We start from the raw sequence: 16036 nt of genomic DNA on the forward strand, positions 1-16036 counted from the left end.
TGGTGCGAAGAATCAAAAAAGTCGTATAAAGCTATTTTATTGCCGCAGTGATCAAACCCAATAGCACCAGCAGTACTAACCAAAGAATCGTGTTACGTTGAATGGCGTTGTAAGCGAAAGTCATATCTGAGTATTTCACTAAGCGTTTGCCGCCGACACGGCTGTAGCGGATTTTATGACCAGCATAAATTGCAGGCCCCCCTAATTGAATATCTAATCCACCGCCAAATAATGCGAGCAACCTTGAGCTGGTATCTTGGTGAGGACAACGTCGCCAAGCACTTAGCGCACCAGTAGGTGAGGTGACAATCAACATCAAAGTGGCAGCAAGATAAGTAGGAATTAACGCCATTAGGTTGGTCATTTTTTTCAGTGGAATACCGAAATACCGATAGCCTTGTTGTCTGCTATTCCAGGTCCAGGCAAATTCCAATAAGCAGCGATAGCCCAATGCCACGATAGGCCCAGCCAACACATACCAAAATAGGACGGCACAATATTGCTTGTAGTACCTCAAGAGAAGAGACTCAATTGCCGCTTTTGCTACACCCACTTCAGATAATGAGTCTGTTTCTCTGATGACGACCTGTTTTAGAGTTTGTCTCGCGAGAATCTTTTTTTGTTTGCCAATTGCCAGCTGTACGCGCTGGTATGTCTTCACTACATCGTTGTAATTCAAAGCAAAGAGTAACAAAAGGCCATCAAAGAACCATGGAAACTGTGCAGCAGCAATGAGTATGGTAAGTATTACGCCGATAGGGACTACGAGCACGACAAACCCCAAAGTTGACGAAATGTAGTGTTGAAGCGGCGGTAAGCTTGCTTTGGGTAAGACTTTGTTACCCATCCGTTGAGCGAGAAAGCGGACTAGAGTCAGTGGTTGGATGCTCGCGGGTATCGCCCACATGGTGTTTATTAACGCCACAACAAGTATTACAAATACAGGTTCAAAGCCCGCGAGCGAGATGCCAGACATGGTTTATTATTGGTGACTCAAGTTGTGTATCATATCCATCACTAGTTCGGCCGAATGTTTTGCGGCCACTTCCAGATATTCGTTGAATGATACGGAAGAGGTTTTGCCTGCGATATCTGACAGCGAACGGATAACGAGAAAGGGGACGTCCAGCATATAACAGGTTTGGCCTATTGCCGAGCCTTCCATTTCCGCCGCTTTCATCGCTGGAAATTGAGATCTCAATGTCGCTGCGGCTTCATCGGAACCAATGAAGGCATCTCCAGTGCAAATAAGACCGCGTTTGCAACGTAAGTTTGTCAACTTTTGTGCTGCTTGCTCAGCAGCATCGACGAGGCGCTCGTCGCTGGTATAGTGTTCTGGCATGCCCGCCATTTGACCCAATGCGTAACCGAAGTGAGTTAAATTGGCGTCGTGGTGAATCACGTTTTCACCAATAACGAGATCACCAATGTCTAAATCGGTATCGAATCCTCCCGCCGAACCCGTGTTAACGACGTAATCAGGTGAGAATTGCTCGATCAGTGCAGTTGTGGCAACCGCTGCTGCAACCTTGCCAATTCCACATTTAACTAGCACAACGTGAGTATCGTGAAGTGTGCCTGTGTAAAATGTGAGGTGCTTCCAAGTATGAGTTTCGAGATTCGACAGTGACGCTTTTAGTAACGCCACTTCCTGATCCATGGCGCCGAGGATACCTATTTTCATAAATATGGTTTCGCTGAATTGAAATTGAGCGCTATTTTACTGCAAAGGATAGTCAGCGGGAAGAGACTTCCCGCTGACAGTATTCTTAGCCTACTATGCAGCGGCAGGTCGACTCGAACGCAATGGCCGAGTGGGGCGCGTATTTGGGGCAGGGTTGTGAATGCCAGGTTGCGCTTCTCGCGTCTGGCGTTTGCGATAAGCGACTAACTTGGACTCAACACATTCTTTTATTTCTTCAGTGGAATAGCCCGATTTCACTTTAATTCTAGCATGTGGAACCCCAGCGGCATCTAATGCGCCTGTGGTAAACCAATCACGTTGTGCTTTGTAACTGCCATTGGTATTTTTATGCACCAAATCGATCGCGAGAACTGGGCTCATGTCTCTTCGATCACACAACACAAAATCCAATTGCTTACCCGTCGCTCTTGAAAGAGCCGCAGTAGCTTGCTTTTTGTTGCTAGCCTGACGGACTTGAACAAGGTCATTTAGCTTAACACGACAGACTATACGAAATTCTCGGCCCACTGATTGTTCGAGCAAATTGAGAAAGGTATGCTCCACAGGAGTAAAGAGTTGTTGTCGCCTTTTAAACGGAAAGGCAACTCCGTTGTCTGCCAATTTAATGGCACCGACTGAAACCAAAAGTAACAACATCATTAAGATAATGGCAATTTCCATAGTTCACCTCACAATCTAACGGTACAAACGCGTCAATAGTTTGACGAAGCACGCTCGAAGTGCTTTCGATACCTAGCTAGAGCAAGGGCAATGCCAACATGGTTGTTGTTTACTTTTGAGCGGTAACCATGCGTATTGCATGTGTGACATGTTGAGTAAGCAGAACGCCTTTGTACGATTTGGCAGACCCTACCGCGCGACAGCGGTGTGGCAAAAAACAGCAAACGAGCTTTGGCTAAACGCAGCCTTGGATGTAAGGCGCGCAATGTCCTAGTTTGCGATCACCAAAATATCGATTTGACTGCCTTTGCCATCAGGTGAAATGACAACCCGTAAATTTTCGGATTGATCGATCAATAGCGTCCGTTTATTAAAGGCCGAGTGAACAGAAAAAGTGGGATTCGTTGCTTGGTAATACGCGATTAATGACTCGGGAGTACGAGTGTCGTGGTAAATCATCGACGCCGGAAAGTCATCCTCAAAAAGCTGACACTGTTTTGCTTCTTGGGTCAGAGGCACATTGTGAAATGACGAAGGGCATGAAGACAAAGAAGGCCCTTCTGAAGCCAAAACAACAGGTGATAAGCAAACAGAAGCGGCTGCCAAACTCAGCAATGTGTTGTTGGCTTTTGCTAAATGATTCTTGAATAACACCTTCATACTCTTATCCGAATGACTATCTGAAACCTAAATATAGTGGTGGGGCATGGGCAATGCAACGCAAACCCTCGATTCTTGGGTATGTGTGCGGCAGAAATCGTATGAAAGTTTAGCGGTAAGATGGTTTCAGTAGCGTTACATAAAAAAGCCGAGCAATTGCTCGGCTTTGATTAGGAGGGCAAGGTTATACGCCGAGGTAGTCCATGATACCATCAGCCGCCTTTCTCCCTTCATCAATCGCGGTAACAACGAGGTCACTGCCTCGCACCATGTCGCCGCCGGCGAAGATTTTCGGGTGAGACGTTTGGAATGCAAACTTGCCATTTGCAGGTGCAATCACTCTACCTTTCTGATCCAGAATAATACCGTAATCTGCAAACCATGGCGCAGGGCTCGGCTGGAAGCCAAAAGCAATGATTACCGCATCAGCCTCGATGACGTGTTCTGAGCCCTCTACTGCAATTGCCTGTCGGCGCCCAGCTGCATCGGGTTCACCCATTTGAGTGCGAACAACTTTTACACCTATGGTATTGCCTTGCTCATCTACGGCGATGTCAAGAGGTTGCACATTGAAGTCAAACTTAACGCCTTCCTCTCTCGCATTGACTACCTCACGACGAGAGCCCGGCATGCTCTCCTCATCGCGTCGGTACGCACAAGTTACGCTGTCAGCGCCTTGTCGAATCGACGTTCGCACACAGTCCATGGTGGTATCACCACCACCAAGCACGACGACTTTCTTGCCGCGCATGTCGATGTAGTCAGTGGGATCTTTTTCAAGACCCATGAGGCGGTTGGTATTAGCGATCAAAAAGGGAAGCGCTTCGTAGACACCGGGAGCCGCTTCGTTATCAAAGCCGCCTTTCATGTACTTGTACGTGCCCATTCCGAGGAATACAGCATCATACTCGTTAAGTAGCTGTTCGAACTGAATGTCTTTACCAATTTCGGTGTTGAGAACGAACTCTACACCCATCTCGGTAAAGATTTCGCGACGCAGTTTAACGACATCTTTTTCAAGTTTGAATGACGGGATACCGAATGTGAGTAGCCCACCAATTTCTTCATACTTATCGAAGACGACAGGTTTAACCCCATTTCTCACCAGAATATCTGCACAGGCCAGTCCCGCGGGGCCCGCGCCGACGATCGCAACTTTTTTGTCTGTCCAGGTAACACCTGACATATCTGGGCGCCAGCCCATTTTAAATGCCGTATCTGTAATGTATTTCTCGATACTACCAATGGTTACCGCACCAAATTCGTCGTTGAGTGTACAGGCACCCTCACACAGTCTGTCTTGCGGACAAACTCGTCCGCAGACTTCTGGTAAACTGTTGGTTTTGTGCGAAAGTTCAGCCGCTTCCAAAATACGACCTTCATTGGCTAAGCTCAACCACTGAGGGATATAGTTATGGACTGGGCACTTCCACTCACAATAGGGATTGCCGCAGTCTAGACAGCGGTCGGCTTGGCCTTCTGTCTGAGACTGACTAAGCGGTTGGTAAATTTCACCAAACTCTTCTTTACGTACTTGAATCGGTTTCTTAGGCGGGTCGATTCTTTCAACGTCAACAAACTGATAAACGTTCTTTGCCATAATCTTTCCTACCTCTCCTATTGTGCCTGAACGCGCAATTCTGCGCTTGAACGGCTAATGTGACCCAATAGGTTTTTCACATCACTGGTCTTTGGTTTGATCAATTTGAATCGCGCCAATGTTTTACTGAAGTCTGTGAGCAATGACAACGAGTGCTCACTGCCAGTTTCTTCATAATGTTGGTTAACTAGCCCGCGCAAATGCTCAGCAAGGATGACCTTATCTTCGATTGACATCACCTCTACAAGCTCACCGTTTACGCGGCGCTCTAGATCGTCATTATCATCCATTACATAGGCGAAGCCGCCTGTCATACCTGCACCGAAGTTCACTCCGATTGGCCCTAGTACAGCAACAATACCGCCAGTCATATATTCACAGCCGTTGTCGCCGATACCTTCAACAACCGCTATTGCACCTGAGTTACGAACACCAAAACGTTCACCAGCACGACCAGCAGCAAAGAGCTTACCGCCGGTAGCACCATATAAGCAGGTGTTACCCATGATGGCACTTTCATGCGCGTTGTAAGAAATGTTGCTTGGTGGGTTGATCGTAATCTTGCCACCTGTCATCCCTTTACCCACATAGTCATTCGCATCGCCAATTAAGTGCATATGAAGGCCGCCTGCATTCCAGACACCGAAGCTTTGACCTGATGTACCCGTGAAAGTGACCTTGATTGGCGAATCTTCCATGTCGTGATTGCCATGATGTTTGGCAATTTCGCCCGATAACAAAGCGCCAACCGAGCGGTCGGTATTGCGAATGTCATAATGGAATTCTGCACCCGATGCGGTGGCAACAGCCGTTTTCGCATCAGCCAACATGTGAGCGTTGAGTTCACCTTTGTCTAGTGGCGCGTTTGTCGTTTCGCTACAGAACAATTTGGTATGTTCGCCAGCCGTCGGCTTTTCAAGCAGTGGGCTTAAGTCCAAACGGTTTTGTTTTGCTGTTTGACCATCCAATAGTTCTAGTAGTTCTGTGCGACCGACTAAGTCTTCGAACTTAGCAACACCAAGAGCGGCCATGAGTTCACGCACCTCTTGTGCAATAAACTTAAAGTAGTTCATCACCATTTCAGGTAGACCAATAAAATGATCATCTCTTAGTTTTTGGTCTTGAGTTGCTACACCTGTCGCACAGTTATTTAGGTGACAGATTCTTAAGTATTTACAGCCTAATGCAACCATTGGACCCGTACCAAAACCAAAACTCTCAGCACCCAATAGGGCGGCTTTAATTACATCTAAGCCGGTTTTTAAGCCACCGTCAGTCTGAACTCGAACTTTGTGGCGAAGGCCATTTTCCACCAACGCTTGTTGCGTTTCAGATAATCCCAATTCAAAAGGGCTACCGGCATATTTTACTGAGGTTAGTGGGCTGGCACCTGTGCCGCCGTCATAACCCGAAACTGTGATCAAATCGGCATAAGCTTTCGCGACACCTGTCGCAATCGTTCCAACACCAGGTTCAGATACCAATTTCACAGAGATCAAAGCCGTTGGGTTGACCTGTTTCAAGTCGAATATTAACTGCGCCAAATCTTCAATTGAGTATATATCATGGTGCGGAGGTGGCGAGATTAGGGTTACGCCAGGTACCGAGAATCGCAATGTGGCAATGTACTTATTGACCTTGTCACCTGGTAGCTGTCCACCTTCACCCGGTTTTGCACCCTGTGCCACTTTGATTTGGATGACTTCTGCATTGACCAAATAATGGGGGGTCACACCGAAGCGACCTGAAGCAACTTGTTTGATTTTGGAGTTCTTTTCGGTGTTGAAACGCGCCGGATCTTCACCGCCTTCACCTGAATTGGATTGACCGCCTAAGCGGTTCATCGCAATCGCCAGTGCTTCATGCGCTTCAGGACTCAACGCGCCAATCGACATTGCGGCGGTATCGAAACGCGGGAATAGGTTTTCCGCCGCTTCTACGTCGTCAATATCAATAGGGGTGACGTCTTGTTTCAAGCCCAAAAGATCGCGTAAATGTGAAGGGGAACGGTCGTTGACTAATTCAGCGTACTTCTGGTAGTCAGCGTAGTTTCCTGATACGACAGCTTGTTGCAGCGTTTTCACTACGTCCGGGTTATAGGCGTGGTACTCACCGCCATGAACATATTTCAGCAAGCCACCATGTGATAGAGATTTGCGCTTAATCCACGCGACTCGTGCTGAATTGACAAGATCTTGCTGGAAGTCATCAAAACCTGCACCTTGGATACGCGCAGGTATCCCTTTAAAGCACAATTCAACGACGTCTTCATTGACGCCAACAGCTTCGAAGAGTTTCGAGCTGCGGTAGCTAGCAATAGTCGAAATACCCATTTTCGACATGATCTTATAAAGACCTTTGTTTATGCCTTTGCGATAGTTGAGCACCGCTTGCAATGCAGAAATGTCTAACTCACCTTTTTCTGCCATCTGTTCAATAGTTTCATAGGCGAGGAACGGATATACCGCAGTAGCGCCCAAGCCCAACAGTACAGCAAAGTGGTGTGGATCACGTGCAGAGGCTGTTTCAACAACGATGTTGGCATCGCAGCGAAGCTGTTTATCCACTAAGCGACGTTGCACGGCACCTACCGCCATTGCCGCTGGTATAGGCAAACGATTTTCTTTAATGTTGCGATCTGACAAGATCACGAATGCAGCTCGTTTTTGTTTTACGAGATATTCAACCTCGTTGCACACGCGCTCAATGGCTTTTTTGAGACCTTCTTCAGCAGTGTATTGCAGTTCTACAACTTCAGAATAATAGTTATCTGGATTGAACTCGCGCAACTGCTTTAAATCCGTATACATTAGGATAGGAGAGTCAAACAGTACGCGGTCAGCATAACCCGAGGTTTCGCTAAACACATTTTGCTCTCGACCAATGCAGGTCGCGAGCGACATCACGTGGTTTTCACGCAATGGGTCAATTGGCGGATTGGTCACCTGTGCGAATTGCTGACGGAAGTAATCGTAAACGGTACGTTGTTTTGATGACATGACAGCCATAGGTGTATCGTCACCCATAGAGCCTACCGCTTCCTGGCCATCTTTCGCTAAGACTTTGATGACTTGCTGGATTTCTTCATAACTGTAGTTAAACAGTTTGTGATACACGGCCATAGTGTCGTCGTCGAAAACACGTTGTCCAATAAGCGCAGCATCGAGCTTCTCAATTGGCGTGAGGTGACGAATGTGTTTATCCAGCCATTCGCGGTATGGATGACGTTCTTTTAAGTCATCATCAATTTCCGTCGAACGCCAGATTTTTCCAGTGTAGGTATCCACTGCGAGCATTTCACCTGGACCAACTCGGCCTTTTTCGACAACGTCAGCCGCGTCGTAGTCCCAAATCCCAACTTCAGACGCCAAAGTAATAAAGCCATTTTTCGTAATGACATAGCGAGCAGGCCTCAAACCATTTCGGTCCAGGTTACACGCCACATGGCGGCCGTTAGTTAACACGATACCAGCTGGGCCATCCCATGGTTCCATGTGCATTGAGTTAAACTCGTAGAATGCACGAAGCTCAGGATCCATCGTTTCATTGTTCTGATAAGCCGGTGGCACGAGTAATCGCATTGCGCGGAACAAATCCATCCCACCAGCGAGAAATAGCTCTAGCATGTTATCCAGTGAAGACGAGTCAGAACCTGAAGTATTGACGAAAGGCGCCGCATCTTTTAAATCAGGAATAAGGGGAGTGGCAAATTTACCTGTTCTCGCCATTGCCCAATCTCGGTTACCTTTAATCGTATTAATCTCACCGTTGTGGGCAAGAAATCTGAAAGGTTGTGCAAGTGGCCAACGTGGTAACGTATTGGTCGAGAAGCGTTGGTGGAAAACACAAATAGCACTCTGCAGGCGCTCGTCAGCCAAATCTGCGTAAAATTCTGGCAGATCTTTTGGCATCACTAAGCCTTTGTATATGGTAACAAGACCAGACAGACAAGCTACGTAAAAATCAGGATCTTGCTCTAGGCGTTTTTCTGCGCGACGGCGAACCATATAAAGACGGCGTTCGACGTCCCGTTTGCGCCAACCTGCTGGCGCATTAACAAAGACTTGTTCGATTTGAGGCACGCCAGTGAGGGCAAGCTCGCCGAGTACGTCTGGATTGACCGGCACTTCGCGCCAACCAACAACATTCAGTGTTTCTTTCTCGAGCTCTTCATTTAACACTTCTCTCGCCGCTTGGGCGAGCTCTGCGTTTTGGCTCAAGAAAATCATGCCGACGGCATATTTTTTACTCAGTTTCCAGCCATTTTCTTCAGCAATTGCTTGGAAAAATGCATCTGGTTTTTGTAAAAGCAGGCCACAGCCGTCACCGGTTTTACCGTCAGCAGCAATGCCACCTCGGTGCTGCATTCTATCCAGGCCTTGAATAGCAGTTTTCACCAATGTATGACTGGCCTCGCCATGGGTATGAGCGATAAGCCCAAAACCACAGTTGTCCCGAGAATCAGTGGGATTATATAAACTCATCTCTTAACTCCTTCAACCTTTGACTGGGCAAGGTAAACGTTGTTTGTGTACGCTGAGGTATTGCGTACCACAACATCAGTTCGGCGCTTACTGCAGTGAACGGATCTACCATCCAGTCACGGCACCATTTTTGTCGTTAATTATTATTTGAGGGTACCAGTCGTCTACCGCATTTTTATGCATATTAGATATGCGGGCCGTACAAAATACCCATTATGATGAATAAAATCAAATTATAAAATGTTCATCTATGTGAGCAAAATGAATAAAGGTTAATATTATTATTTAAATCATACACTTAGGGTTTATTTCTTGTATTGTTTGGTCAGGTTAAACAGAGACTAAACGAAAGGTTTATACTAAAGTCTATTTATTAATAAAATGTTAAATGTGAATTAAAATGTAATAAATATGCTTATTTATGCATTAAATGCGCGATTCGATGCATGTTTATAGTTGCACACTTATTCAAATTAACTGGTTTATTGTTCATTTATATGAATATGTGGGTCTACAAGTACGTGCGTGTTTGGTGTGACCTACAAAGCCTGATACGATACGAGCCTAAATTATAGTGATAAAACAGGGCTTAGATACATGCACGATGAAACGCCTCTCGACTCTTGGGCAATTCGGTTCGCTCAATTTGTAAAACGCTTCGGCACAATCAAACTCAGCGTCGTTTTCGTTTTGTTTACATTGGCTTTTACGTTGGGCGGTTCCTATGTCATTCGCGTGAGTTTGGGCAGTCAGGTCGAACCCGATGATTTTATCAGTGCGATCATCCTTGTTGTGCTATCGGCCCCCTGGGTGCTTTACTTTTTCAGTGAGTTGGTAAAACAACTCGAAAATTCGCGAACTAACCTGAAAGAAGTCGTCAGTCAGCTCGAGCGACTTCGTGAAGAAGATGTGTTTTTGAATCGCGAATTGCAAAGTAATATCCGTCAGCTCAATCACGAAATAGAACAGCGTAAATACGCACAAGAAGAGCGGGAGACCGTTTTTAAGGAACTGGAAAAAGAGATTCAAGATAAGTCGGAAAAGGAAGTACAAGCTCGACGCCTTTCTACTTTACTACGCTCTATCATCGATGCTTCACCTGACCTGATTTATTACCGTAATGAAGAAGGTCGATTTGCGGGTTGTAACCGCGTTGCTGAACAAATGACGGGCAAAACACAAGAAGAACTCTTGGGCCTGACTCCCCATGATGTTTATGAAGAAGATCTCGCAAGGCAAGTCGTAGCAAGTGACCATGAAGTACTTGAGACCAATGCCAGCATTACAGAAGAGTTGTGGTTGAGATTCGCAGACGGTCGAAGACGCTATTTTGAAATGCGCAAAGTGCCATTTTTTGACATGGAAGGTAACCGCTTGGGGCTATTGGCCTTTGGGCGAGACATGACTGAACGCAAGCAAGCTGAAAATGCAGCGGCTAAAGCGTCGACAGATAAAACGCGGTTCATAGCCACCATTAGTCATGAGTTGAGAACGCCTCTTAATGGTATCGTCGGCTTAAGCAGAATGTTGCGTGACACTGAGTTGTCGGATGAACAGTTCAACTGGGTCAGTACGATTTACGCCAGTGCAATTACGTTGGGTAACATCTTCAATGACATCATCGACTTGGACAAGCTAGACCGCGATAAATTAGAGCTATCATTGAAAACGGTCTCGTTAAAAGATTTCACCGAAGAACTAAGCAGTATTATCCGTCTACTTGCGGCAGACAAGTCACTGGAACTTAAAACCACTATCCATGAACCCTTGCCTCAATTGGTTGAGGTTGATGGCACACGTCTGAGACAAATTCTTTGGAATATCTTGTTCAACGCCGTGAAATTTACGCAAAAGGGTCATATCGATTTATCCGTTAATGCTTCCAAGCCTAACGAGGATAAGTGTTTGGTGACCTTTACTATCCAAGATACAGGCGTAGGGATCCCAGAAGAGGCCTTGGATAAAATTTTCGCCATGTATTATCAGGTCGATCACCCTGATCACCAGTCGGCCACAGGAACAGGTATTGGTTTAGCCATCTGTAAACAAATGGTCGATTTGATGGATGGACAAATCCACGTAACCAGCCAAGTCGGTAGAGGTACTCAGTTCATTATCGAGTTGCCGCTGCAAATTTCGAAACAACCGATGCGCGTAGCCGAACTCAATGTAACAGGTCTTAACATTTTACTGGTTGAGGACATTGAGTTGAATGTTATGGTGGCTAAAGCCTTACTCGAAAAATTGGGGCAGCACGTTGATGTCGCTATGACGGGACAGGAGGCTATCGACAAAGTCAGAGAAACGCAATACGACCTGATACTGCTCGACATTCAATTGCCGGACATGACTGGATTTGATGTTGCTAGTACCTTGCATACTGAAGACTTGGTCATGGGAACACCGATTGTGGCACTGACGGCTAATGTCATTAAGAAGCGCGAAGAATACTTACAAAACGGCATGGACGATATTATCGCCAAACCAATAAAGAAAAGCCGCGTGATTGAAGTGTTCAATGAGTTGTTTACTGAGGAAAGTCCAATGGAAAAGGATGTCACACCAAAAGTGGAAGAGACAACAAAGTCTTTGACCAACATTTTAGATATGGAAATGTTGCAAATGTTAGTGGATACCATTGGTGAAGATATGATTCGCACCAGTATTAAAGTGTTCCAAGAGAAAATTCCGGAGTACATGGAAATATTGCAACTGAGTCTGAGTGCGGACGAAAAATCAGAAGTCTGTGCGCAGGCACACAAGATTAAAGGGGCGGCCAGCTCCGTCGGTTTGGCTCGTGTGCAAAGAATTTCAAATCAGATTCAACAGGGCGATCATCCGGCCTGGTGGCAGAATGTACACGATTGGGTTGAGGAGTTACAGATGGCAATTCAGCAGGATATGGTGTCGATGCAAGAGTGGCTGAATCAGCAAAATATTGATGATTAGTGCTTGAGTGTTCAAATAGGGATAGTTAGATGATGTCAAATGAAGTGATTCATACTGAACAATTACCGAGTATTGCGACGTTGGCGTCTGAGCCAATCTCACCAAAGTACAGAGTTATCAACTTGGTGATAACCACATGTATTTTTACGCTGATTCTCAGCGCAATGACAACGGCATATTTGCAGACATGGAATCCCTTGCCAGAGGACTTAGCTTTTGCCTTTCCATTTATCATGGCTGGTGTAGGTTTACTCGGAACAACGATTTTTGTCTACCACTGGTTCGCCGACGTCCTCATCAGGTTTACATTGCGAGAGCAAGACCTAGTGCTGTACAAAGGGTTGGTGTTCAAACAAGTCATTTGCCAGCCTATATTGCGCATTCAACACATCGATATTGAACGGGGCCCGATACAGCGAATGGCAGGTCTCGCAACGCTTCAAGTCTATTCAGCTGGTGGCAGTGCTCACACTCTGGCGATTCCCGGATTACCCGTAGAGCAAGCAGAAACAATGCGCCAATTTGTTTTAAATCACAAAGATTTAACCGTGGGATAGCTTGTGACTGATCAAACCCATACACAAGTTAATGAAGGGCAGGATTGGCAGCGGCTGTCTCCTTGGTCAATTTTACATTTTGTCTTTAAACAGCTCAGAGAATTAATCAGTTCTGGGATTTATGCGTTACCCGTGTTCGCTGTTGGCCTAAACAAATGGCTGGAATCGACAGAAATCCTTTACGCGATTGTTAGTGGGCTCGTCGTATTTATTTTGCTCGGTGGGTTTGTTCGATATTGGACCTTTTTGTTTCTTCTTCACGACAATCGAATAGAAATAAAAACGGGCCTGTTGGAACGCAAGTATACCGATTTACCGTTTGAGCGCATCCAGAACGTCAAAATCGACCAGCCCTTTTATTACCGCTGGTTACAACTCGTCATTATCACTCTGGATACGGCGGGTTCGGCGAAAGAAGAGGCCGCTATCGTGGCGGTGTCTCTGGATTACGCAGAACGTCTGAAACAACACGTTATGCAATGTAAACTACGCGTGGCTGCTGATGATACGAACGAGGTGTCTAGTGTTGAGCCTACCAATACCAATGTTCTCAATACTCGCTCAGTTGCAGACTTAGTGCTTCATGGTATTACAAATAATCGAGTGTGGATTCTAGTGGGGGCCGCCGCGCCATTTTATGACGACGTTTACGGTGTTGTATTTGGTTGGATCGAAGACATGCAACCACAAGTAGAACAAATGCTCGGAACAGGCTCTAGCCAGTTCTGGTATTTGAGTGTGGTGGGAGTGTTGTTTGCCGTTGTGCTCATGGCCAGTCTCGCGCTGCTGTCAATCGCTGGAAGCATTTTCGTGTTTTATGGTTATACCCTGCTCAAAGAAGGGGACAGATATATTCGCCGTAGTGGCTTGGTTAACAAGCAAGAAGTCGGTATGAAACAGTCGCGGGTACAAATGGTCAGGATGAAACAAGACTGGCTTGACGTACTGCTTAAACGCATCAACCTCTATTTTGAACAGAATGTAACCGGTAACAACGTAGAAACCAATGAACTGAAAGCGAACAACAAACTATTGGTTCCTTCTGTTACGCCTACCGAAGCTAATAGCATTAGTGCAGATGTCTTTCCCCATCACAATATTCGGGGTATTGAGTATAGTCCTATTAGCCCTCGTTATTTGATACACGTGTTGTGTTTGAGGCTGCTACCCTTATACATCCTAGCACTCACTCTGGCGATTGGAGCACACTCTATCGTTGGGTCGTTAATAGGTGTCGCAATTTTAGGACTCGCTGTGGGCGGTGCTTACATTCGCTGGAAACGTTGGGGGGTAGCATTTGATGCAAATTACATCTATATCCGACGTGGGTTGTTGGGTGTGGATTACGAATGTTTCCCGTACGAAAAAATTCAGCAAGTACGATTCAAACAGAGTGTTTTTATGCGTAACAAAGCACTTGCCAGCCCACATTTTATATTGGCAAGTGGTAAAGCGCGTGTCCCTTTTCTTCCTCAAGAAACTGCGAACCACATTTTGAATAAAGGTTTGCACCGAGTTGAGTCAGAAAAGCCCAAATGGATGTGACGCGAAATCGTTTTCACTCAATGCAAGTTTGCATCAGATGCTGCAAGCGTTTTATAAGGTGCTCATTTTTGTTGTCAAACCCGTCAATTTGCTCGCTAAGCCAGCGAGCATAATCAGTGGCGGGTGTGTCACCATGGTCGCAACGAACTTCGAGCAGATAGTACCAATCGGCGAGGACAATGAGTTGGCTTTCCGCAGAGATGGCGCCAATGTTGCCAAGGTTGTCCATCAGATCTTGTTGTTGTGGTTGAATAGGAAGGTGGAGCCGCATCACCTCGTCGATAATATCGCATGTAGTGGAGCCTGCTAAAGCCCGAGTTTCCTGACGAGTTGCAAGGCCATATCGCAAAGGATAATGGAGCCATGTTGCTACCACGAGAGATCGATGGTGACTGAATTGACTGACAATTGCCGCAGCGGCCTTTGGGCGATTAACCATGGCTTTGCCGGAAATGGGGCAAAACAATCCCGCATAGGCAAATTTACGCGCAGTGAATAACGCAGCATTACCAACGAGTTCGTCTTCTAGCAACTGATGATGCAAGTCCTCTCCTAGGCGAAACAGGTTTCAATACCGTTTATCGACAAGTTATGGATTATTTTAAGTATAAGTAATACTTAGCATAATGGATCGTTTTTTCGCACAGCTTGCATCGAGAATAATTCGAGTAAAAAGAGCTGATGACCAGCTCTTTTCCATTAGGGTGTTAGAGGACGATATACAAAGCCGTCCATAAGCACACGAGCACTACGACTCATGCTAACACTGTTGACTTGCCACTTACCGTTAACATTTTTGGTCATTGCGCCTACCTTGAGTGTGCCTGAAGGATGGCCAAAAACGACACTGTCTCGGGCTGTACCGCCGGCGGCTTGATTAACAAGCGTACCTGGAATGGATGCCGCCGTACCAATTGCAACTGCCGCAGTCCCCATCATCGCGTGGTGTAATTTCCCCATTGATAGCGCTCTAACGTTTAAATCGATAGTCGTTGCCTCAACGCTCTTCCCACTCGATGCCACGTAATCACGAGGCTTGCCTACAATGGCTATCTTAGGCGTATGCTGCCTTGTTTGCGCCTCTTCGATATGGTTTATCAGACCCATCTTAATGGCACCATAAGCTCGAATTGTCTCAAATCTCGACAGTGCTTCGGCATCGCCATTGATGGCTTCTTGCAGTTCAGTTCCGTTGTAACCCAATGCCTCGGCATTGATAAAGATGGTGGGAATGCCCGCGTTGATGAAGGTGGCATCGAATTCGCCAATACCCGGTACAGAGAGTTTGTCGACCAAGTTCCCAGTGGGGAACATGGCCTCATCAGCATCGACCGGATTTAAGAAATCGATTTTCACTTCTGCAGCGGGGAAGGTGACGCCATCGAGCTCGAAATCACCGGTTTCCTGTACATACCCATTGGTTATAGGGACATGAGCGACAATCGCCTTTTCGATATTGGCCTGCCAGATACGGACTTGTGCAATGCCGTTTTCCGGTATGCGGCTAGCATCGACGAGACCATTACTTATCGCAAAAGCGCCTACCGCGGCGGTGAGATTGCCACAATTTCCACTCCAATCAACAAATGGCTTATCAATCGCAACTTGGCCAAACAAGTAGTCAACATCGTAATCCGGTTTTTTACTTTTGCTCAAAATCACCGTTTTACTGGTACTCGATGTTGCGCCACCCATACCATCAGTTTGTTTGCCGTATGGATCCGGGCTACCTATAACTCGAAGTAAAAGCGCATCCCTTGCTTCCCCAGGCACTTGTGCGTCTTTAGGTAAATCAGTAAGGGCGAAAAATACGCCCTTACTCGTACCACCGCGCATGTAAGTGGCTTTCACTTTTTGCTGTGGTTTGAACGACATG

The 16036-nt window shown here is 46.3% G+C and carries 11 protein-coding genes; 3 read left to right on the top strand and 8 right to left on the bottom strand.

Going from position 1 to position 16036, the window contains the following annotated elements; genetic code table 11:
• Positions 1-31 precede the first annotated feature (31 nt).
• From AC27G9_RS11060 to gltB, 6 genes are all read right to left on the bottom strand, one after another.
• On the bottom strand, positions 32-976 hold the full coding sequence (locus tag AC27G9_RS11060) for a cobalamin biosynthesis protein CobD/CbiB (RefSeq protein WP_487074110.1): 945 nt from the start codon (positions 974-976) through the stop codon (positions 32-34).
• A gap of 6 nt (positions 977-982) precedes the next feature.
• The gene (locus AC27G9_RS11065) at positions 983-1684 is read right to left on the bottom strand and encodes a 5'-methylthioadenosine/adenosylhomocysteine nucleosidase (RefSeq protein WP_487074112.1); all 702 of its coding nucleotides are present in this window, start codon (positions 1682-1684) and stop codon (positions 983-985) included.
• Between the two features lie 93 nt (positions 1685-1777).
• On the bottom strand, positions 1778-2365 hold the full coding sequence (locus AC27G9_RS11070; RefSeq protein ID WP_487074114.1) for a DUF2726 domain-containing protein: 588 nt from the start codon (positions 2363-2365) through the stop codon (positions 1778-1780).
• Positions 2366-2635: 270 nt separating this feature from the next.
• A complete protein-coding gene (locus tag AC27G9_RS11075; RefSeq protein WP_487074117.1) occupies positions 2636-3025 on the bottom strand; it encodes a hypothetical protein in 390 nt (129 codons plus the stop codon).
• 184 nt (positions 3026-3209) lie between these two features.
• Entirely contained in the window at positions 3210-4625 is a 1416-nt protein-coding gene (locus AC27G9_RS11080) for an FAD-dependent oxidoreductase (protein ID WP_487074119.1), read from the bottom strand.
• A 17-nt stretch (positions 4626-4642) separates the two neighbouring features.
• Positions 4643-9109 carry a glutamate synthase large subunit gene (gene gltB, locus AC27G9_RS11085; RefSeq protein ID WP_487074121.1) on the bottom strand — a complete coding sequence of 1489 codons (4467 nt, stop codon included), beginning with the start codon at positions 9107-9109 and terminating at the stop codon, positions 4643-4645.
• Positions 9110-9706: 597 nt separating this feature from the next.
• On the opposite strand from gltB, the gene arcB reads away from it, so the two are divergent.
• The 3 genes from arcB to AC27G9_RS11100 are packed head-to-tail and all read left to right on the top strand — an operon-like array spanning position 9707 to position 14160.
• Positions 9707-12058, top strand: a complete 2352-nt coding sequence (gene arcB, locus AC27G9_RS11090) for an aerobic respiration two-component sensor histidine kinase ArcB (protein WP_487074123.1) — start codon at positions 9707-9709, stop codon at positions 12056-12058.
• 29 nt (positions 12059-12087) lie between these two features.
• Complete coding sequence (locus tag AC27G9_RS11095) at positions 12088-12615, top strand: PH domain-containing protein (protein ID WP_487074125.1); 528 nt, start codon at positions 12088-12090, stop codon at positions 12613-12615.
• Between the two features lie 3 nt (positions 12616-12618).
• Positions 12619-14160: a PH domain-containing protein gene (locus AC27G9_RS11100; RefSeq protein WP_487074127.1), complete on the top strand. Its 1542-nt coding sequence runs from the start codon at positions 12619-12621 to the stop codon at positions 14158-14160.
• A gap of 13 nt (positions 14161-14173) precedes the next feature.
• Here AC27G9_RS11100 and AC27G9_RS11105 read toward each other — a convergent pair whose 3' ends face one another.
• Together AC27G9_RS11105 and prpF are read right to left on the bottom strand one after the other, a co-directional pair.
• Positions 14174-14704: a hypothetical protein gene (locus AC27G9_RS11105; protein WP_487074129.1), complete on the bottom strand. Its 531-nt coding sequence runs from the start codon at positions 14702-14704 to the stop codon at positions 14174-14176.
• Positions 14705-14859: 155 nt separating this feature from the next.
• Complete coding sequence (gene prpF / locus AC27G9_RS11110; RefSeq protein WP_487074131.1) at positions 14860-16035, bottom strand: 2-methylaconitate cis-trans isomerase PrpF; 1176 nt, start codon at positions 16033-16035, stop codon at positions 14860-14862.
• Position 16036 lies beyond the last annotated feature (1 nt).

The sequence above is a fragment of the Alteromonas sp. 5NS40-0096 genome (assembly GCF_057544385.1).